We start from the raw sequence: 20,602 nt of genomic DNA, 5'->3' as shown, positions 1-20,602 counted from the left end.
TTATTCTATGTCAAAAGATACGACATCAACCCTTGCGCTGGGGAAAAACACTATCTCAAGCTCCGCGTCTTTAAGGATGGTATCTTTTGCCAGGACCTTAAAGGTCTCCCTGAAGGAATCCTCGCTGACACCGCAGAGGGTGCCGATCTTCAGGCGCACCTTTATCACCTTTGCGGCGCCTTCCTTTCCCGCATGCTCTGATATGCCTTTTATTATGGGCTCGATCAAATGGGATTCGTGCATCTTTCGATCATCTCCTGAAGCGACTTATTCACGCTGCCTGATAGCCCTTCGCCGAAATCAACGTTTTCCGGCTGAAGCGCGAGCATATATACGCTTGCGCCTGTTTCGCTCTCTAAGCGCTCAATAAACATATGGGGCGGCATATCATGCGTGGTAAAACCGACATTAAGGATATCTCCTTTTCTCAAGACGGCATGCTCCCCCGGCCTTAATCCTAAATGCGCCGCGTCAACAAGCAAAACAGTATCCGGCCGCTCTTTTATTATCTTCCCTATATAATTTTCCGGCGTAGTCCCCGCGTCAATGCAGCATGCCTTTATTTTATCCTTCACGGCCGCGATAAATGCCGGGCCGAAGCCGTCATCCCCGCGCAGCACGTTGCCGATACCGACGATGACAACCCTGCCTTTAAATATATCTTTAAACATCCCGTAAGATCTATTTGGTGGTAAACGTGGTCTCGCGGCGGCAGCGGGCGCAGAGGATCTTCACCCTGTCAGACCGGCCGTAATCCTTCATTACGGAAAGGATGTTCTCATCTACTATGCCGAGCTCTTTCAGGCGTGAGAAATAAAGCGTGGGGCTGGAATAGGCCAGTTCGCCGATCTTCTCCGCTATCCATTTTAAATGGTCTTTGCAGGCGATGACCGAACCGCAGAGTTCGCACAGCTGCAAGTCCTTATGGATATGTTCGCTTGACTGCTTTCTGTCAAAAAAGGAGAGTTCCCAGTCGTTGGAAAGTTTTATACCCTCATGGCCGGCGATGCAGGCGGCCTCGCACTGCCCGCAGAATATGCAGGTGTCCGTATAATGTTCTATGCGCCTCTTTGGGCCATCCTTATCTCCGATCAGGTCCTGATGGCCTATCGCGCCTACGGGGCATACCTCTTCACAGGCAAGGCAGCCCACGCATTTCTCTTCGTTATATTTGGGCTGGCCCCTAAAATTAGGATGCGGCTTATGCGCCTCCCTGGGAAACTTAGATGTATACGGCCCCTTTATCAGCGCTCTTATTGCCTCTATCAACTCTCTTATCTTTGGTAATCTCACGCTTCCCCTTCCTTATCTTCAGCGTATCTATCCACCACGCTCTTCTCCCACAGTTTGACGCCTGACCTGTGCGCGCCCCGCGCTACCGCGTGGGCGGCAACCGGCGAAGTCAATATCAGAAACCCCATGCACAGAAGCGACTTCATTCCGGCGGCCGTAAAACCCACGAGGAGAAATGTGCCGAAAAGTATACTACAAGTCCCCAGCGTCACGCATTTTGTCGCTGCCTGCAACCGGTTATAAACGTCAGGAAGCCGCACCAGGCCCAAACAGCCGAATAAATTAAAGGCAAGGCCCGCCGCGATAAACACAAGACCCAGGATACTATTCATCAAAATCCTTTCCCTCTAAAAATTTTGAAAGCGCCAGCGTGCTTATAAAACTCTGCAGCGCCCAGGCAATACCTATGTCTATATACCATGACCTGCGCGTTGAAATAGTCAATACGGCGCATAGCCCCACTATCATAATGCCGAATATATCTACCGCCACGATCCTGTCTGCGCCGGTAGGCCCTCTCGCGATACGATAAAGGCAAAAGACCGACGCGAGGATAATGATATAAAGCGCCCTGCCCAGAAAGCCAAGATAAGGCAGGTCCTTATAGAATAAGAACGGCAGCGGGCGCAGCAGCACCAGCCAGAGAGCCGCCGCGATCACCAGCGCGCCTATAAACCATCTTATGTTTTTCATATTATTCAAAAATCTTGCTTAAAATATTTTCAAAACGCTCAACGATCTTCTCCGTAGCCGCCTCGACGTCTTTGGCCTTCACATCGATCCAATGGACGTATAGAATACCTTCCTCTCTGTCAATATCCACGACCAGCGTGCCGGGGGTAAGCGTTATTGAATTCGCCAGAAACGTCAGGCCCGTGTCTGTCTTAAGCGCTGTCTTCACCTTGACTATGCCCGGGTTTATCGGCAGGCGCGGATGCAGCACTCTGCGGGCGACATCAATATTTGCCTTAACGCATTCCCACAAAAACAGCGGCAGATAACTAAAGAGGAAATACCAATAGCGGCGGGGATGCTTAAAGACATGGGGCCTGCGCACAAATAGATCCCCGGTCACATAAGCCACTAAGGCGCACACGAACAGGCCTACTATTATATGCTGCGTATCCGGCACCCAGTTAAGCAGCGACCAGGATATAAACCCGATAATAAACAATATAATTCTACTTCTCATCTACGCGCCTCACGCTTTACAGCGACCCTAAAACACTGACCGCGTACTGCCTTCCCTGCAATAAAACCTCGGAGGCCATGTTAAGGAAAACCTTATGGAGGCCGGAAAGCAGCAAAAGGCCGCTCAAAAGGCAGATCGCTGCCAACATAGACATTGACAACCTCATAAAGAACGGCGCCTCCCTTACATTTTCCAACCCACCCCCGAGTTTTCCCAGAAATGCCTGCTTCATAACCTTCGCGAACGAGGCAAGGGTTAATATGCTTATCACGGCTGCCAATAACGCGTACCCGTAATGGCCCACCTCGGCTAATGCCAGAATAATAATAAGCTTACTCCAGAATCCGCTGAACGGAGGCACGCCCGCGATAGACATTGAAGCCGTGAACGCGGTTGTCGCGGTCCAGGGCATCCTCTCTGCCAGCCCGCCCATCTTGCGTAAATCTCGCGTGCCCACAGAATATTCCAGCGCCCCTGAATTCAGAAACAAAAGCGATTTAAAGACCGAGTGGTTAAAAAGATGGAATAACCCGCCCAATATGCCAAGCGGCGTACCCAGGCCTATGCCTAAAATAATATACCCTACCTGGCTCACCGAGCTGCAGGCAAGGAATCGTTTCAGGTCGTTCTGGCCTATAGCCAGCAATATGCCTATGACCATGGAAAGGGCGCCTAAGAACATCAATATGGAAGAGATGTCATGCCCCACACCCAGCACGTTATAAAATATCCTGCACAAGGTGTACACCCCCAGAGATTTTATCAAAACGCCCGAAAGCATCGCGGATATAGGCGCGGGCGCCGAGGGATGCGCGTCAGGCAGCCAGGCGTGAAAAGGCACCAGCGCCGCCTTAAGGCCAAAACCCATAAGAAACATGACCGCCACCAACAGGCCTATATTGCCCCCTCCTTTGCCCAAAAGGACCGCCGCCATATCAGCCATATTCAATGTAGATGTATAGCTATAAAGCAAGACAATGCCCAGAAGTATGAAAAGCGACCCTACCGCGCTCATTACCGCGTATTTAAAAGCCGCCTCCAGCTCATGGCGTTCGGTACCGTATGCCACAAGGGCATAACTGGCAACCGAGGCGATCTCCAGGAATACAAACAGGTTGAACAGGTCTCCGGTAATGACTACGCCGTTCATCCCCGCCAGCATCAGCAGGAAAAGCGTATAGAATTTCCATTTGGCGGTAAACTTCCTCATGTAATTCACAGAGAACAACGCTATCAGAAAGGCCACGAGGTTTATGGTAACTACCATAAATGCCGTCAACCCGTCCAGGACCAGAGCTATGCCGATAGGCGGCTTCCAAAGCCCCACGTTGTAGACCAGGACGCCATATTTATTCACGGCAAAGACCGCGGCTACGGAAACACACAATAAGATGAACGCGGTGAGGCTGCCTATGATATCCGGTAAGCTCTTTAATCTTCTGCCGATCAAAGACAGCAGGAACGCCCCTATCAGAGGCATAACGACAAAAAGCGGTATTATATCGGCGCTATGCGTCATCCCCTCAACTCCCTGATCTCTGTAATATCAAACGTGCCGTATTTTTCGTATATGCGCATGGCGATCGCCACAAGCAGCGCCGTCGTCGCCAGCCCTATGACGATGGAAGTAAGCACCAGCGCCTGAGGAAGGGTATCAACCATGTTCAAGATCTGGTTGTCGGACGAATGAATGGGAGACCTTCCTTCCATGCGGTAGGCGATCAGTATAAAAAATAAATTTACGGCGTATTCCGCGATGATAATGCCTACTATGATCTTTATGACGTTGCGCTTCCTCAAGATGCAGTAAATACCCACGCAGAAAAACGCGAGGCAGAGAATATAGATCATTGATCCCTCTCTTAAATATCCTTATTTTCCGAACCGACCTTCAACAAAACCAACGCCACGAAAATGGCGAACAACCCCGAACCGACCTTCAAGGAAATTGCCACATTGCACAAAGGTATTATGCCGGCGCTGAACAGCCGGAACGGCTCACCCTTGGAAATAAAATTCAGGAAGAAATAGCCGCCCGTAAACCCCAGTAAGGCAATGCCTAAGAACAGCATCGCGCCCATGCCCTCAAAGAATGATGCCGCCGCCTTAGGCAGCTTTCTCAGGGCCACGTCCTTGCCATAGGCAAGCATAAGGTGCACAAAAGACAAAGCAATGATAACCCCTCCGGCAAACCCGCCGCCGGGAGAGACATGGCCATGCGAAACAATGTAAATGCCGTAAAGCAGTATGAGCCCTACCGTCAGGCGCGTGATCGTCTTGACGATAAGCGACATCCCCTGTTCGCGCTCTTTACTCATCTCCGGCCTCTTCTTCGTTGGGGTCCTTCCTGCCCTTCACGCGCACAACCGCCAGAACCGCCATTACCGCCGTAAATAAAACCGTGGCCTCACCCAAGGTGTCGTAAGCGCGGTAGTCCAGTATGACCGCGGCAACCAGGTTAGTGGCGCCTGTCTGCATAAGCCCTTCCTTTATATATGTCCCGGCAACCCGCATTAAAGGATAACCGAACGCGGGCAGATCCTTGAGGCATTTAGCGCAGACCATCAAAAATACGAAGATAAAACCTACCGTAATGACGGTATTCAGAAACCATCTGCCTGTAGCGGCAAAAGGCAGGTCTTTCTTGATCGTGGCCCTTATCAAAATAATAAGGCAGAGGATCTCTACTACCAGCTGCGTGATCGCCACATCCGGCGCCTTAAGCACCAAAAATGCCATGGAAAGAGCCAGCCCCACCGCCCCTACCGTTACCACCGAAGAAAGAAGGTCCTTGACCTCCACGGCGATTATCGCCCCGATGATCATGAATACCAATAAAATATAAAGCTCAAGCACTTATATCCTCACTTACCTAATAATATATACAGCATTATGGCGCCGCCTAAAAGGCACCAGGCAAGATACGTAAGCAGCACGCCGTTATGCATGTAGCGCAAGATCCCGTTCAGGCCAAAAGTGGCCTTGGCGCCTACCTCATATATATCAAACATCTTCTTCTCTGCCATGCCGTAGATGAACTTCAAAATACCTATTTCTCTGATCGTATTGTAAAACCCCGTGCCGGAGACCCGCATATCCGGCTGGTATTCCAATACCTCACCGCCGACGAACATCGGCGCCCGGCTCAGTTTTGCCTTCTGCCCCAAAAGATAGACCATAAAACCGAGCATTATCGCCGCTATGATCAGCGCTGTTGCCAGCCCCGCGTCCCATATCCCTGAAAATGCCGGTATTGAACCTAAGCTGGGGAATATAAAAAGCTTCAAGGGGACCTGGTAGGCGAACACGCCGAAAATAACGCATAATCCCGCTAATATGACAGACGGTATTGTAATGGCCGGGCCGATCTCTCCCTTTACCCAGCCCCTGCTTTTTAACTCTTTGGACTGTTGTCCTAAAAATACGGCGTGGATCAATTTCATAAAGCTTGCCAGCGTAAGCGCGCTTCCGAACATGGCGCACACCAGCCATAATACCCACAACCGCCCTCCCTGCCTGCCTGATTCTATTATCCCCTGATACACCATCCATTTTGAGGCAAAGCCGCTAAAAGGAGGCACCCCGGATATGGCAAAAGACGCTATCAGGAAGGTAATAAAGGTAAGAGGCATTATCTTTGCCATTCCTCCCAATTTATCCAGCTCGGTCGTGCCGGCCTTCTTCTCAACCGCGCCGCCTGAGAAAAATAAACAGGACTTGTATATGGCGTGGTTAAGCATATGGAAAAGCCCGCCTGCAATACCTATAGGATTACCCGTGCCCAGGCCCAGCACCATATAGCCGACCTGGCTTACCGCGTGATACCCCAAAAGGCGTTTTAGATCATGCTGAATAAGCGCCATCATGACCGCGGCGATGATCGTAACACTGCCTGCCAGCATCAAAAAACCATTGACCAACGCGCTTGCCCTGAAAATATCAATGGTAACGCGATAAAGAAAGTATATGCCTAACAATTTATCTAACGACGCCGGGAGATACGCGGCTACGGGAACAGGGCTGTCCTGGGAGGCGTCCGGGACCCAGGTATGAAAAGGCATCGCGCCTGCCTTGGCAAAGGCGGCTGCCGCGAAACATAGATACGCGTAAAAAGACATCCTGCTGTAGACGGCGATATTTATGTCATCCATCCGCAGAGAGCCGGAGATCCTGAACAGCAGCGCCAGCCCCAGAAGCATCAGGGCGTCTGTGCCGCCTATGATTATAAGCGCCTTCTTAGCCGTGCGGGCGGTAGTTTCCTTCTCGCCGAAATCTATCAAAAGATAAAGAAGCAGGCCGAGGAACCCCCAGAATACCATGAACAGTATCAAATGATTGGAAAATACCGCGCCCAGCGACGCGAACATGACAAGGATAAGGTAGGAATAATAACGTATCAGCCCTTTCCGGCCGCGCATAAAACCGGAGGAATACAAAACAGCCAGCGCGGAAAAGAAGACGATAAATACGCCTATAAAAATAGAGAGATTATCAAATTTGAACAGCCCCATACTCATTGGCCTATTTCCTCAATTTCTCGGTTTTCTGCTGTGAAAGGCGGACCAGATCCTCTCCGGTGAAAACCTTCTTTCCTTTTGTGTCGCGCACTATCATCCTTTCAGTACAGCAATAACATGGGTCGATCGCCGCGAGGATGATCGTCGCGTCTGAAATGGACTCGCCCACTACCGTCGCCTTATATGTGGGAAGGTTCATAAAGGTAGGCGCCCTTACCTTGTGCCGCGCGGGCCTGTTTGTGCCGTCGCTTATTACATAATGGAAACACTCGCCCCTCGGCGCCTCAATACGGCCGATACCCTCTCCCGGCGGTATGCTTTTGATGTCAGCGTCTATATCGCCTTGCGGCAGATTGTTAAGGCACCACTTCATGATCTTTATTGACTCAAATAACTCAAGCACCCTCACAACCAGCTTATCAAATACATCGCCGTTTTGGGTAACTATCATATCCCACTGCGCCCTATCGTATGCCCCATAAGGAGAATCCTTCCGCACGTCGCGCGCCACGCCTGAAGCGCGGGCAGTTGGCCCGAGGGCGCTGAAATCTATGGCATCCTCTTTGGAAAGTATGCCTATGCCTTTGGTCCTGGCGTGCAGCACAGGGTCATCCGTAACGGCCTTTTTTAACATCGTTAATGTAGGCGGTATGGAATCAATTTTCTTAAGCACGGCGGGGATATCTTCCTGCTTTATGTCCCGGCGCACGCCTCCGGGCCGGAACATCGCGTAATTATTGCGGTTGCCTGACAGTATCTCCATCGCGTCCAGGATCTCTTCCCTTAGCTTCCATGCCCACATAAATACCGTATTGTAACCCAGAAAGTGCCCGGCAAGGCCCATCCACAACAAGTGCGAATGTATCCTCTCACCCTCCGCTATTATCGTCCTTATGAACTTCGCGCGCTCAGGCACCTCTACCGGGGCAATATCTTCAACCGCGCGCGTAAAGGCGTAGGGGTGGCTGGTAGAGCATATGCCGCAGATCCTCTCTACTACAAAGACCGACTGGTCAAACGTCTTCATCTCGGAAAGTTTCTCTATGCCTCTGTGGTTATAGCCGATCTTAACGTCTATATCCACCACGGTCTCGCCGTCAACGGTAAGAGTAAAAAATTCCGGCTCCTCCAGGAGCGGATGATACGGGCCTATCGGTATTATTGTCTTTGCCATTTATTATTTTATCCCTCTGTCTCTGATCGCGTCATTATCCCACTCTTCATAATCCCTGCGAAGGGGATACACGCCTTCAGGCCAATTGTCGGGCAACAGCAGCCGTCTTAGATCGGGATGGCCCTTGAAATCCACGCCCAGGATCTCGTGTATCTCTCTTTCTATCCAGTTAGCCGCTTCCATATCCGGCGCGATGGAATCTATCTCAAGCGGCTTATCCTTATCCAGCTTTACCCTTAACGAAATGACCAGGTCGATCTCCTCAACGGTAAAATGATAGAGTATCTCCATATGGTAACGCATATCAACGCCTGAAGCGATATTAAAACGCGCGCCCAGGCCCCTGAATACATAACGCGCGACCTTCCTGAGGGAATCCGGCTTGATCTCAATATATACCCTCTTCGGCGATCTGTCGGATATATCTACGATGTCGCCGCTGAACCTTTCCTCTATATCCTTTAAGACATCTTCTCTGTCCATGCTATTTTGTCTTCTCCTTGATCTTTTCTATCAGTTTTACCACGCCCGCGATTATCGCCTCCGGTTTCGGCGGGCATCCAGGGATATAAACATCAACCGGTATAATGTGGTCAACCGGCACCGGGCAGTTATAGCTGTTTATGAACATGCCCCTTGAAAGCGCGCACTCCCCTATTGCCACAACCAGGCAGGGCTTGGGCATCTGCTCATAAACCCTTTTCGCCCTCTCCATTGTTTTCCTGTTGCCTGAGCCGGTTATCAAAAGCACGTCGGCATGTTTAATGCTGCCTGCCAGAAGCATGCCAAATCTCTCCACGTCAAACCTGGGAGTCAGGCAGTCCAATATTTCTATATCACAGTTATTGCAACTGCCGGTGGAGAGGTGAAAAACCCAAGGAGATTTTAGCAATGCTTTTAGTTTTACAGACATAGCAAAATTCTTATTCCCCACACGTAAGTGTGGGGTCCGCTTGTTATTTCCCTGCCAGCGCTAGCACAACCGCGATTATCGCGATTATTGTCATCGGCCCCCAGAAAAACCTCACCGCGTGGTCGGTTCTCACGCGTGGGTTGGTATTCCTTATCACGGTGATCAAGGCCACCAGCCCCAAGGCCTTCAAAATGCTCCAGATGATCTGAACGCCGCCCGATCTCAGGCCCCCCATAAATAAAATTATTAAAAACAAAGGCAAAGTAAAAAGCAGCATATTTTTCATAAGCCGGTAAACCGCTAACCCCGCGCCTGAATACTCTATCAGGGGCCCGCCTATAACTTCTGTTTCCGCCTCCGGTATGTCAAAAGGCGCCAACGCCAGCTTTGCCTGCACGCACATAACTGCTACGGCCAGCGCCAATATACCGGATAAGCTGCCCGCATACGCGCCGTTTTGGGCCTGATAAGCCAGGACCTCTCCCAATCTGATGGAGAATCCCGATTTTATCACCGCGACCAGCACAGCCAGCAGAAAGGGTAGTTCATAGCTCAAAATAAGCTTCATCTCGCGCGAGGCGCCGATGCTGGCAAAGGGATTGGCAGAGGCGAACCCTCCGAGCATAATACTTATAGAAGGGACCGCCAGCAGGTATACAACGACTATTATATCCCCCAGGAAACCCGACGACGGGTTGACATTATTTACCCACAGAAGCGTAGATACCAATATCACGCTCGCCAAGCCTATTACCGGGCTGGCAATAAACATCGCTTTAGACGCGCCTTCGGGTATAAGCGTCTCTTTGCCTAAAAGTTTTACAATATCTGTCAGCGGTTGAAGCAAAGGCGGCCCGACTCTATACTGTACACGCGCCGTAACCTTTCTGTCAACCCAGCTTGCCAGAAGCCCCAGCGCAGCCGTTACTATAAAACCATAGAATAAAAGATAAAATACGTAAATCATGCCTTTTCCCGCTCCCAATGCGCGGAATGGACTATTATATTATCGCCTACAAGAAAGGTATTCTCGCCTAAGTCCGCGTCTGCCTCCTTCAGCTGCAAGGCGCCGTAAGGGCAGCTCTTTACGCACAACGGTTCAAAAATATGGCTCCTTCTGTCTAAGCAGAAATCACAATTGTGGATCAGCAGAGGGACGTTTTCCGGATAGATCGTGCCGTAAGGACAGGCGTTGGAGCAGGACTTACAGCTGATACAGCGCATGTTGTGCCTTATAAGCAATTTATCCTTGTCCTTCTGCTGCTCAAGGGCGTCCACAGGACAAGAGGCAACGCAATGCGGCTGCTCGCACTTGCGGCATATGACCGCGTAGGTTGCCAGTTCCGCTACCGAAACAATACCGTTATTGCCCGGGCCCTGCTGGTGATAATAATAACTGCACCGTATAACGCACTTCTCGCACTGGCCGCTGCTGCAGATATCAAGGTCTACAAATAACCTCTTATCCTTGCCTTTTTGCGGCTTGACGTTTAACCTGCCTTGATGTAATTGCTCCGCGCTGGCCCTCAATCCCATATCTCCGGAAAATCCTTTATCTGGCTGTACTTAAACACCGGCCCGTCCTTGCAGGCGTAATACGTGCCTATGCGGCAATGGCCGCACTTACCGATGCCGCAGGACATATTTTTCTCCATAGAAAGATATATATTACTTTCCTTAAATCCCAATTCAAGCAGTTTCCTGGTGGCGAACTTCATCATGATCGGCGGCCCGCATACCACGCCTATGCCGCTCTTATAATCCATATCCACCTTATCTAAAAGCGCGGTAACCAATCCAACGTGGCCGGTCCATTCCTCATCGCCTTTATCAACGGTGATCTCTATGTCAAAATCCTTTCTCTTTGCCCATTCTTTAGATTCCTCTTTATAAACCAACTCCTTTGGCGAACGGCACCCTCCCCTGAAAAATAATTTCTTAAACTGTCCGCTGCGTTCAAAAAATTCATACATTAAGCTCCTTAAAGGGGCAAAACCGCATCCTCCGCCGACGATCAGCACTTCTTTATCCCTGAAGTCATCTACGGGGTAGCCCTTGCCGAACGGCCCTCTTACGCCGATCACGTCCCCCTTGCCAAGCCCATGGATCTTTTCGGTGACCTTGCCCACCTTCATCACGCTTACTTCCATTATGTCTTTTACCGACGGCTTTGATGAAGGAGTGAACGGCGCCTCTCCCACTCCCGGTATGGTGATCTCCACAAACTGCCCGGTCTTAAAACTTATCGGCTCCGCCGGTTTAAACCTTATCGTCTTTATGGAGGGCGTTTCCGTTATGACGTCTAAGACATCCGCCTTGATCGGCCTGTATGGGTTTAGATTACGCATTGCCTGCCAATCTCCTTAAGACCTTCCTTATATCTATCTTTGCCGGGCAGGCCGAAATACAGCGGCCGCATCCCGTGCACGCGTACACGCCTGCTACCTTGGGAAAAAAATCAAATTTCTTTTCAAACCTGTTCCTCAGGCGCATCCAGAGTTTAGGGCGGGGATTGGCGCCTCCCGCTACTTTGGCAAAATCCTTTACCAGGCAGGAATCCCAGATACGGAAACGCTCCATCCGGCCGGCGTCCTTCTGATCATACAGCAGAAAACAATGGCAGGTAGGACATATGGTATTGCAGGCGCCGCACTCAACGCAGGTCTTTGCCTCATCCTCCCATATATCCGACTTATACTGGCGCTCCATAGCGCCTTTCAAGGCATCCTGATGTGGTATATTATTATCCCTGATATTCTTATCAACCTCTTTTGAGACCCGCATCCTTACATCCTCAACCTGTCTGTCTGCTCCGCCGGGCGGGGCCTTGAACAGATCCGGATTATTCTTTATAAGGTCTTCGCCTTTAGTGGAACCGCTCAACACGACAAATCCGCCGCTTATCTGAGAAAGATTGATATCAAAGTCCTCTTGAGGGTATGGCTTAATGCCTAAAGCCAGGCAAAAACAGGTCTCTATCGCGCAGGTGCAGTCAGAGGATATAATAAGATTATCCGCGCGGGCAGCAAGATAAAACGGGTCCTGATAATCGTGGTCCTTAAATACGAAGTCCTGGACCTTGAACCCTTTGAGGTCGCATGCCTTGACCCCTACAATGCAACAGGGCTTGCCCGCAGAGGGCGCGGTGTCCTGAAAACCCTCAGCAACCACCTGCCTTGCCTTACTAAAAAAGGCCTTAAGCGGCTCAAACGGCCTGACCTCTCCTATCACGATGCCGTCTTCGGGGGCGTCATAACGCTTATAGAAGCGCTGTTGGCCCTTCTTGACGGGGATAAAAACATCGTAACCCGGCTTTAACCTGCCTAACAATTTAAATAGATCACTTTCTGAAATATACGCGCGCATCTTATTTTCTATTGGCCAAAAAATAAGAGAGCGTTTCCAGCTCTCTTGATAAGTCCACGTCCTTTACCTTTATATTATCGGGCACCGTTAAGGTGACAGGCGCGAAATTCAATATGCAGGCGACCCCTGACTTCACTAATCTATCCGCCGCTTCCTGCCCCTCTTTTGCCGGGACAGCGATAATGCCTATGGACACTTTCTTCTCCGCGATTACTTTAGGCAAGTCCTCTATGAACTGGATCGTTATGTCCTTTATCTGCTTTCCGACCTTCTTTGCGTCTATATCAAAAGCGGCCACAATGTTCAGGCCGCGCTCCTTAAATCCGGGATAGGTCATAAGCGCGGAACCCAGATGGCCGGCGCCTACAATGGCCACGTTCCAACTCTTGTCCTTGCCTAATATCTTCTCAAGCGCGGCCTTCAATTCCGCCGTATCGTAGCCCGAGCCGCTTACGCCGAACTGGCCGAAATGCCCTAAATCCTTCCTCACCTGGGCATCGCTTAGATTAACCCGTTCGCCCAACTCAGCGGAGGATACCGTGCGGATATTCAACCTTGCTAACTCGGTAATTTCCCTGAGATAAATAAAAAGGCGGGATATTGTGCCTTCGGGTACCCTTTTTGCCTGTGTCATTCGTAATAATAGTCACAAACTCTGTGCCAATTGTCACAAACTATAGCAAATAAAAAATACCCTGTCAAGAAAAAAATATCCATTATTTTAGAACAGCGCGTTGGCGATAATACCGAGGACTATTACCTGCGGGACCGCGACGATAGGAAGCCATATGGCGGTCTTTTTGCCGACGTTGTGCCAAAGCAACCCTATCTCCGTATAGTCGGTAACTACGCCTGCCATCAAGAAGACAAAGCTGTTACCCAGGGCGCCTGTCTGGCGGAAGATCTCAAACGCCATCGGCGAGGAACCCTCTGAACACACCTCTATCACGGTAGCCACTATAAGCGTTATTACAAGCCCGAACATGGTCGGGCCCATAAAATTATTAAATATGCCCATAGGCACATAGGCGCCGGCAGCGCTGGCAATAGCCATGCCTATCATGATCCACCACAGCACCATATTGCCCAGAGAGATCATCCCTTTATATATGCCCTTGATGTCCGACTTTAATGTATTGAGGGAAAATTGATACGCCCCCATCCTCTTCTTAATATCGGCCGTTATGGAAAAATCTTCCCCTGTCTGCGCGATATTCTTATTTCTCTCTATCAATCCCTTCGCGTCCAGGAACTGAAAGACAAGGCCGGTAGTCAATGCCACGACAATGGCGGATAATATAATGAACAACGCCTTTAGGCCGAAGAAGCCTATCAACATGATCGTAATAGCTATATTTGCCCATGGCGAGGCAAGCAAAAACGCCACTACCGCCGGGTTGGACGCGCCTTTTTTATGCAATTGAATGGAGAGTGCGAGTATCCCGTGAGAGCAGGTGCTCATAAGGAATCCCAGCAGAACCGCGTAAAAGATCGTGCGCTTTCTGGGTTTGGATAATGCATGCGAGATATATTCCCGCGGTATGTAATGTTCAATTACGCCGCCCAAAAACAGTCCCAGCGCGACAGCCCACCATATGGTCTTAAAATACAGCCACAGCGTCTGCCTGAAAGGCACAAGAAATTCAAATAAATAGGATAAGAGCGCCGACGATACTAAAATCGCGGCAACAATCAAGGTCTTATTCGGATTTCGAGACATAAGTTACTTCCCTTGCCTTAACCATCATTATATACAAAGCCGCTCCCAGTAATCCTACATCCCTTATCTCCTGAAATTTTAACAAAATAAGGATGGCTGTAAGCTGCAACGCTGCCAGCAGGGCGAAAAAACGGGTAAACAAGCCGATAATCAGGCATATTCCCGTCACGGTCTCCAACGCGCCTACAGCGGTTACCGATACCGCTGCGCTCCAGGGCAGATTGCGAAAAAAGTCCATAGCCACCATTGTCTGAGCCCATATGTCGCCCCTGAATTTACCGATGCCGAAAATCAAAAAGACAACTCCCAGGCCCGTCCGTAAAATAAAATACGCGATCTTCGCTCTCACCAGGCGCTATTCCTCCACTATCAGCTTTGCCTTCATATTGCCGTGGCCTGCGCCGCAATACACAGAACAGACGATATCAAACTCACCTGCCTTATCCGCCAGGAATTCTATTTTTTCCGCCTTCCCTTTTTCCAGCGGCACGTTGATATCGTATTCCTTGATGGAAAATCCGTGGGCCACATCGCGCGACGTTGCGTATATCTTTACGATGTCGCCTTTCTTGACTGTTATCATATCGGGAGAAAATCCGAACTGAAACGCCTCCAGATCTACCTCTTTAATTCTGGAAATATACTTCTCAGGGTCTTTCTTGAACTCTTCTATGCACATCGGGCAGCAAAAGTAGTAGGTCTTGCCTTCATATGTATAAGAATATTCTTTGCTCGCCTTGTTGTGCATAACCGGACAGATTCCCATATCTTCATCGTGCATCATGCCTGTTTCCATAGAATGCTCCATCTCGCCCATCATATGATGGTGGCCTGCCTGCATATCCTCTCCGTAAGCAACAAGCGTGAGAGCCAAAAACACAACTGTTGTTATTGCCATGATTGTATTTTTCACAGTGCGCCTCCTTCTTGTTTTGCCAGCCCGCGCTCCTTATACCAGGAATAAAGCGTGGGTATAATAAACCAGGTGATTGTCTCTATGATCATGCCTCCGAAAGTAGGGATGGCCATCGGACGCATTACCTCCTTACCGGTGCCGCCGAAAATGAATATGGGAAGCAAAGCCAATATTGTGGTCACAGTGGTCATAAACGCCGGCCTTATGCGCGCCTTGCCCGCCTCTACGGTCGCCTCGATCACCTCTTGCCTGGTTTTGGGCTTGCGTGATTCAAACAGCTGGTCTAAATACGTGGTCATCAATACGCCGTCATCAACGGCTATGCCGAAGAGCGCTATAAAACCCACCCAGACCGCCACGGAAAAATTAAATCCGTAAAGCGCAAGAAGCAGAACCCCTCCTGCCAGGGTTACGGGTATGGCCGTAAAGATCATAAATACCCTGGGGAAGGACTTGAAGTTCATGAAAAGTATCATAAAGTTTACGAATAAGCTCAACGGTATGAGCAGAGACAGCACCTTGCCGCTCCTTACCTGGTTTTCAAACTGGCCTGACCACTGGATAGAATAGCCGCTGGGAAGGCGTCCGGCCATCTTCTCGGCCACCAGCCGCGATGCCTCCTCCACAAACCCCACCATATCCCTTCCCCTCACATTCATCAGGACGTACGCCCGAAGCATCCCGTTCTCAGAATTGATCATTGCCGGGCCTTCCGTAAGATTTATTTTGGCGACTTGATTTAACGGTATGTAATTTCCTGAGGGCGTGGGTACGAGTACCCTCCCTATCTCCTGAGGGGAATCCCGCAACTCTCTTGAGAAACGCACGCGCACCGGGTAACGCTCCCTGCCTTCTATGGTCGTGGTCAGGTTCTCTCCGCCTATGCCTAACTCAATAACGTCCTGCACGTCCTGTATGGTCAGCCCATAGCGGGCGATCTCTACCCTGTCAGGGATAATCTCCAGGTACGGCTTGCCGCTGATCTTCTCCGCGTACAGGTCCTCGGCGCCCTTTACATTCTGGACGATCGACTTTATTTCTTCCGCTATCCTTTCTAACTCCTTTATCTCGGAGCCGAATATCTTAACACCCACGGATGTGCGTATTCCGGTGGCAAGCATATCTACGCGGTTTACGATCGGCTGTGTCCAGATATTCGCCACGCCGGGAAATTTTAAGGCCGCGTCCATCTCATGAATGATCTTCTCTTTAGTCATTCCTTTACGCCAGTGTTCTTTCGGCTTAAGGTTTATTATCGTCTCAAACATTTCTATGGGCGCCGGGTCCGTAGCCGTATCCGCCCTGCCTGCCTTGCCGACCACCGTCTCTACTTCGGGAAAACCCTTGATTATTTCATCCTGCTTGCGCATGATCTCAATTGCCTCGGTGAGCGACACAGACGGGCTGACAACAGGCATAAAAAGTATGGCGCCCTCGTCAAAGGCAGGCATAAACTCTCTTCCTATATTTCTTCCCAGCAGCACCGCCGATATAAGTATGGCAAGCGGTATTGATAAAAACGCCTTCCTGTGGCCAAGGACCCATCTCAGGATCCTTTCATAAACAGCGACCAGATTCCTGCCGAACGCATTCTCTTCTATGGGTTTTAGCTTGCCTTTCAGAAAGAAATAAGCCAGCACAGGCACCAGTGTAAGCGCGATAAATACCGAAGACAATAAGGCGAATGTCTTGGTATATGCCAGGGGCTTAAAGAGCTTTCCTTCCTGCGATACCAGGGCGAATACAGGAAAGAAGGATACCACGGTAGTGAGTATGGCGGTTATTACCGCCGAACCCACCTCAGATGCCGCCTCAAAGATTATCTGGAGGCGCGGCCTGCCGCTTGTATCCATCGCCAGGCGGCGGTAGGCGTTCTCCGTCATAATTATGCCCATATCCACCAGGGTGCCTATGGCAATGGCTATGCCGGAGAGAGACATGATATTGGCGTCCACCTTAAGATAATACATTACGACAAAAGATACCAGTACCGCCAGCGGCAGGGTCAGCGATACTATTAAGCTGGAACGCAGATGCCCCAAAAATAAGAATATTACGGCGATGGTCAGGATCAGCTCAAGAATGAGCGTGTCTCTCAAAGTATTGATCGTGCGCTTGATCAGGTCTGTCCGGTCGTAGAAGGGGACTATTTTTACCCCCTGCGGAAGGCCGATCTTTATCTCTTCAAGGCGTTGCTTTACTCTCTTGATAACTTCCAGCGGGTTCTCTCCGTAACGCACAATAACCACGCCGCCGACGGCCTCTCTGCCGCCTTTATCCAAAGCGCCCCTGCGGAACTCCGGCCCTAATTTGACATCGGCTATGCTCTTCAGGTAAACCGGCGTGCCCTTATCCAGGCCTACGACTATATTCTCAACATCTTCCAGCGTCTTTATGAAACCGACCCCTCTGATTATGAATTCCATCCCGCCCTGCTCAAAGACCTTTGCCCCCACATCAATATTTGATGTGCGCACGGCGTTAAATATGTCGCCGAGGCGTATGTTATAAACGGAGAGCTTATTGGGGTCGACATCTATCTGGTACTGTTTTATAAACCCGCCGACCGAGGCGACCTCCGAAACCCCCTCCACCGAACTTAATTGATAGCGGATATACCAGTCCTGCAGCGTCCTTAACTCGGCGGGGTTAAGCCCTCCGCCTTCGATCGTATACCAGAGCACCTGGCCTAAACCCGTGGCATCAGGGCCCAACACAGGAAGCACCCCTTTGGGTAAAAATATGAATGCCTGCTGCAGCTTTTCCAATATACGCGACCTGCCCCAGTAGAAATCAACCCAGTCGTCAAACACTACATATACCATCGAGAACCCGAAGGCGGAAGAGCCGCGGATGGACTTTACTCCGGGCAATCCGAACAGCCGGGTGGTCAAAGGATAGGTAACCTGATCCTCTATGGTCTTGGCGTCCCTGCCCGGCCAGTCCGTGAAGACAACCTGCTGATTCTCTCCTATATCGGGGATCGCATCAACAGGTATCCTGCCTACCGCGTATATGCCCCATACGGCGATGGTCAGGAAGAACACTATGGTCACAAACCGGTTCTTCAAACAATATTCGATCAATCGGTTTATCATAAGCGTTAATGTTTGTGCTGAGGAGGCGCTGCGCCTGCCTCAACCTCTTCCGCTGCCCCATACAAAAGCGACTGCCCGCCGCTTAAGGTGCTCTGGGAATCCAGGAAGAAATTACCATCCGTTACAACCTTATCGCCCTCTTTAAGCCCCTCGACCGCCTCTGTATAAGCTCCGGCGATGACGCCTGTCTTTACCTGCCTCATCTGATAGCGGCCGCCCCCCAGGTCTACATATACCACCTTGCGCACCCCGGTATCAATGAGGCTGTTAACCGGAACGCCTAAACGCCTGCCCAGATCTATTTCTGCCGTTAGATCGGCATAAAGTTCATGTTTCAGTTTATTATCCTGGTCGGGCACTTCTATGCGCGCTTTGGCAGAACGGGTCTGAGGGCTCAAGACCTCTTCTATGGCCTTGATCTCCCCGCTAAACTCCCCGCCTTCATAGCCCTTTATCGCCGCTTTCACTTTTTGCCCTGACCTTACCAGATTTAAATCCTGCTCATACACATCGGCGTGTATCCAGGCCCTGCCTTTAGCCGGATAAATCAGGCTCTCATCGGGAGAAGACATCCCGCTGAACTCTTTGATCTGTTCATCCTTAAACCCCAGGAGCTTAAGCCGCAGCTCGGTGGCTTCCAGAAGAGACCTCTCCCTGCTTATGATATCCTCTGAAGCGGTCTGCGACAGGCGCCTGTAACTTGCCAGAATACTTAAATATTCCTGCTGAAGCACATAAAGCTCTTTGTCATGGCTGACCTTGCCAGGCAGCCGGATCTCCTTTATAAGATGCCTGTATTGGACCGGCTCGCTCCTTATACCGATCTTATCTGCCACTGATTTCTCCAGGACGATCTTACCGGCGTCTTCCTTATATATGGGGATCAATTCCATCCCGCATATGGGGCACTTGCCGGCAGAATCGCTCCTCACCTGAGGATGCATGGAACAGGTCCAATATTTGACATCCTTTTCATCTTGTCCGGATCTTAAGCCGGCTATCTGCCCCTTCTTATCGGAAGATTTAACTCTATTCAAGAATACAAAAACAGAGATCCCCCCTGATAACGCCATCAGCAAAATGGCTATAATAATTCTATTCTTTTTCATCTTTCGCCTCCGTCAAACGTACGCCTGTAGCCCTCTCCAGGTCAGCCAGGCTCATATTGTATTCCACTATTGACTTATAGTGATCCATTTTAAGGTCAATAAGCATTCGTTCGTTATCAATGATCATCATCAAATCCCCGTCTCCCGAACGGAAAGCGGCAAGCGATGAAGAAATCGAACTTTCCAATACGGGTATCAGATTGTCCCTGTAAAGCCGGACCTTGTTAGCGGCGATATTGACCCTGGAAAACAACTCTTTGGTCTCCGACATTGCCTTATTCCTCATTGCCGCGTACACCGCCTCCGCCTCTTCAAGGTTTATGACCGCCTCTTTTATCTCATAGCGCTGCTTTGTCCAGAACCAGAGCGGAGCGCTGAACGCCAGCATCAGATCCCACGGCCCTATGCCGCCTCCGGTAAAACCTCTGAGCCCTATCTGCGCCATAACATCGGGAAAGATACTGCGCTTGGCCAGGGCCTTTGCCTGCCTGTTCCTTTCTATGGCGTAAGAAAACACGGCAAGCGCCGGCTGGTTACCCAGAGCCAATCTGTATAACTCCTCTATATCGGCCTTGAAATACAGGTCCTGACGCGGCTCAGGAACGCCCAAAGGCGCCTCCGGGCTAAAATTCAATATAGTGTTGACCCGCGTCCCGGAGGCAGACCTTTCTTCTTTAAGATTCTGGATGCGATTGTCTAAACGCGCTATTTCCAGATTCAATTTGAATACCATCTCCTGCGGTATCTCACCCACCGCGTATCTCGCCTCCGCGATCCTGGATATATCCTGCAGCATGGCCAGTCCTGCCCGGCTTAATTCGTCTTCCTTATAATTCATGAATAGCTCATAATACTCTTTTTTCAGCATGCTTATGACTTCCAGCTCTTTATCCTTATAATCCGCGGCCATCATCTGTGATTCCACGATCGCGATCTTTCCCTTAAGCGCCAGCTTGCCGAACCAGGGGAACATCTGGGATATGTTAAGCATCCTGTCTGAGGACATGGTCTTATCCAGCTTCAATGTGCCGCCCGGCATTTTCTCAAAGGAGAAGCCGATACTGGGATTATCCAGGGATTTTGCCTGAGGCACCCTTGCCAGCGACGCCTCCCAGCGTTTTTTCGCCGCCAGGATTTCGGGGTTATTCTTTAACGCCACTTCTATAAGCGGCTCAAGGCGAAGCCCCTCTTGCGCATAAACAGAGGCACAACTGAACAATAAAATACAAATCAAGAATACGGACACAACCTGCCTTATCATTTTATGCAGCCCTCCATTTATCATAAGCATAATATATCACAGC

General features: G+C 50.2%; 25 protein-coding genes. All 25 read right to left on the bottom strand.

Annotation, left to right across the window (positions count from 1 at the left end; all coding sequences use genetic code 11):
* The 25 genes from PHR44_03400 to PHR44_03280 all read right to left on the bottom strand — a co-directional run bounded on the left by PHR44_03400 (position 1) and on the right by PHR44_03280 (position 20,559).
* Positions 1-243, bottom strand: coding sequence for a hydrogenase maturation nickel metallochaperone HypA (locus PHR44_03400; protein MDD4909710.1), 243 nt, complete (start codon positions 241-243; stop codon positions 1-3).
* A complete protein-coding gene (locus PHR44_03395) occupies positions 225-671 on the bottom strand; it encodes a hydrogenase 3 maturation endopeptidase HyCI (protein ID MDD4909709.1) in 447 nt (148 codons plus the stop codon). The genes PHR44_03400 and PHR44_03395 overlap by 19 nt, the downstream gene beginning before the upstream one ends.
* A 10-nt stretch (positions 672-681) precedes the next feature.
* Positions 682-1,293, bottom strand: coding sequence for a 4Fe-4S dicluster domain-containing protein (locus PHR44_03390; protein ID MDD4909708.1), 612 nt, complete (start codon positions 1,291-1,293; stop codon positions 682-684).
* Positions 1,290-1,625 (bottom strand): monovalent cation/H(+) antiporter subunit G, encoded by a 336-nt coding sequence (mnhG, locus tag PHR44_03385; GenBank protein ID MDD4909707.1) that lies wholly within the window; start codon positions 1,623-1,625, stop codon positions 1,290-1,292. Before mnhG ends, PHR44_03390 begins: the two co-directional genes overlap by 4 nt.
* On the bottom strand, positions 1,618-1,986 hold the full coding sequence (locus PHR44_03380) for a cation:proton antiporter (protein MDD4909706.1): 369 nt from the start codon (positions 1,984-1,986) through the stop codon (positions 1,618-1,620). The genes mnhG and PHR44_03380 overlap by 8 nt, the downstream gene beginning before the upstream one ends.
* 1 nt (position 1,987) lies before the next feature.
* Positions 1,988-2,485: a Na+/H+ antiporter subunit E gene (locus PHR44_03375; protein MDD4909705.1), complete on the bottom strand. Its 498-nt coding sequence runs from the start codon at positions 2,483-2,485 to the stop codon at positions 1,988-1,990.
* Positions 2,486-2,501: 16 nt separating this feature from the next.
* Complete coding sequence (locus tag PHR44_03370; protein MDD4909704.1) at positions 2,502-4,004, bottom strand: monovalent cation/H+ antiporter subunit D family protein; 1,503 nt, start codon at positions 4,002-4,004, stop codon at positions 2,502-2,504.
* The gene (locus tag PHR44_03365; protein MDD4909703.1) at positions 4,001-4,336 is read right to left on the bottom strand and encodes a sodium:proton antiporter; all 336 of its coding nucleotides are present in this window, start codon (positions 4,334-4,336) and stop codon (positions 4,001-4,003) included. The genes PHR44_03370 and PHR44_03365 overlap by 4 nt, the downstream gene beginning before the upstream one ends.
* Positions 4,337-4,347: 11 nt before the next feature.
* Positions 4,348-4,803, bottom strand: coding sequence for an MnhB domain-containing protein (locus PHR44_03360; GenBank protein MDD4909702.1), 456 nt, complete (start codon positions 4,801-4,803; stop codon positions 4,348-4,350).
* On the bottom strand, positions 4,796-5,341 hold the full coding sequence (locus tag PHR44_03355) for a DUF4040 domain-containing protein (GenBank protein MDD4909701.1): 546 nt from the start codon (positions 5,339-5,341) through the stop codon (positions 4,796-4,798). The genes PHR44_03360 and PHR44_03355 overlap by 8 nt, the downstream gene beginning before the upstream one ends.
* 8 nt (positions 5,342-5,349) lie before the next feature.
* Positions 5,350-7,002, bottom strand: a complete 1,653-nt coding sequence (locus PHR44_03350; protein ID MDD4909700.1) for a proton-conducting transporter membrane subunit — start codon at positions 7,000-7,002, stop codon at positions 5,350-5,352.
* Positions 7,003-7,006: 4 nt separating this feature from the next.
* The gene (locus PHR44_03345; GenBank protein MDD4909699.1) at positions 7,007-8,176 is read right to left on the bottom strand and encodes a nickel-dependent hydrogenase large subunit; all 1,170 of its coding nucleotides are present in this window, start codon (positions 8,174-8,176) and stop codon (positions 7,007-7,009) included.
* 3 nt (positions 8,177-8,179) lie between these two features.
* The gene (locus tag PHR44_03340; protein ID MDD4909698.1) at positions 8,180-8,659 is read right to left on the bottom strand and encodes an NADH-quinone oxidoreductase subunit C; all 480 of its coding nucleotides are present in this window, start codon (positions 8,657-8,659) and stop codon (positions 8,180-8,182) included.
* Between the two features lies 1 nt (position 8,660).
* The gene (nuoB, locus tag PHR44_03335) at positions 8,661-9,089 is read right to left on the bottom strand and encodes an NADH-quinone oxidoreductase subunit NuoB (GenBank protein ID MDD4909697.1); all 429 of its coding nucleotides are present in this window, start codon (positions 9,087-9,089) and stop codon (positions 8,661-8,663) included.
* Between the two features lie 43 nt (positions 9,090-9,132).
* The gene (locus PHR44_03330; protein ID MDD4909696.1) at positions 9,133-10,056 is read right to left on the bottom strand and encodes an NADH-quinone oxidoreductase subunit H; all 924 of its coding nucleotides are present in this window, start codon (positions 10,054-10,056) and stop codon (positions 9,133-9,135) included.
* A complete protein-coding gene (locus PHR44_03325) occupies positions 10,053-10,625 on the bottom strand; it encodes a 4Fe-4S dicluster domain-containing protein (protein ID MDD4909695.1) in 573 nt (190 codons plus the stop codon). Before PHR44_03325 ends, PHR44_03330 begins: the two co-directional genes overlap by 4 nt.
* Positions 10,616-11,437: an FAD/NAD(P)-binding protein gene (locus PHR44_03320; GenBank protein ID MDD4909694.1), complete on the bottom strand. Its 822-nt coding sequence runs from the start codon at positions 11,435-11,437 to the stop codon at positions 10,616-10,618. The genes PHR44_03325 and PHR44_03320 overlap by 10 nt, the downstream gene beginning before the upstream one ends.
* Positions 11,430-12,455: a 4Fe-4S dicluster domain-containing protein gene (locus PHR44_03315; protein MDD4909693.1), complete on the bottom strand. Its 1,026-nt coding sequence runs from the start codon at positions 12,453-12,455 to the stop codon at positions 11,430-11,432. Before PHR44_03315 ends, PHR44_03320 begins: the two co-directional genes overlap by 8 nt.
* Before the next feature lies 1 nt (position 12,456).
* Positions 12,457-13,089 carry a redox-sensing transcriptional repressor Rex gene (locus PHR44_03310; protein ID MDD4909692.1) on the bottom strand — a complete coding sequence of 211 codons (633 nt, stop codon included), beginning with the start codon at positions 13,087-13,089 and terminating at the stop codon, positions 12,457-12,459.
* An 87-nt stretch (positions 13,090-13,176) separates the two neighbouring features.
* Positions 13,177-14,175, bottom strand: a complete 999-nt coding sequence (locus PHR44_03305) for a permease (GenBank protein MDD4909691.1) — start codon at positions 14,173-14,175, stop codon at positions 13,177-13,179.
* Positions 14,156-14,524 (bottom strand): DoxX family protein, encoded by a 369-nt coding sequence (locus tag PHR44_03300; protein MDD4909690.1) that lies wholly within the window; start codon positions 14,522-14,524, stop codon positions 14,156-14,158. The genes PHR44_03305 and PHR44_03300 overlap by 20 nt, the downstream gene beginning before the upstream one ends.
* A 6-nt stretch (positions 14,525-14,530) precedes the next feature.
* The gene (locus PHR44_03295) at positions 14,531-15,088 is read right to left on the bottom strand and encodes a YHS domain-containing protein (GenBank protein ID MDD4909689.1); all 558 of its coding nucleotides are present in this window, start codon (positions 15,086-15,088) and stop codon (positions 14,531-14,533) included.
* Entirely contained in the window at positions 15,085-18,189 is a 3,105-nt protein-coding gene (locus tag PHR44_03290; GenBank protein MDD4909688.1) for a CusA/CzcA family heavy metal efflux RND transporter, read from the bottom strand. Before PHR44_03290 ends, PHR44_03295 begins: the two co-directional genes overlap by 4 nt.
* A gap of 5 nt (positions 18,190-18,194) precedes the next feature.
* A complete protein-coding gene (locus PHR44_03285) occupies positions 18,195-19,298 on the bottom strand; it encodes an efflux RND transporter periplasmic adaptor subunit (protein MDD4909687.1) in 1,104 nt (367 codons plus the stop codon).
* The gene (locus PHR44_03280) at positions 19,285-20,559 is read right to left on the bottom strand and encodes a TolC family protein (protein MDD4909686.1); all 1,275 of its coding nucleotides are present in this window, start codon (positions 20,557-20,559) and stop codon (positions 19,285-19,287) included. Before PHR44_03280 ends, PHR44_03285 begins: the two co-directional genes overlap by 14 nt.
* Positions 20,560-20,602: the final 43 nt, after the last annotated feature.

The organism is Candidatus Omnitrophota bacterium (assembly GCA_028707125.1).
Classification (GTDB): domain Bacteria; phylum Omnitrophota; class Gorgyraeia; order Gygaellales; family JAQTUX01; genus JAQTUX01.
This window is presented reverse-complemented; position numbering and strand designations above follow the sequence as displayed.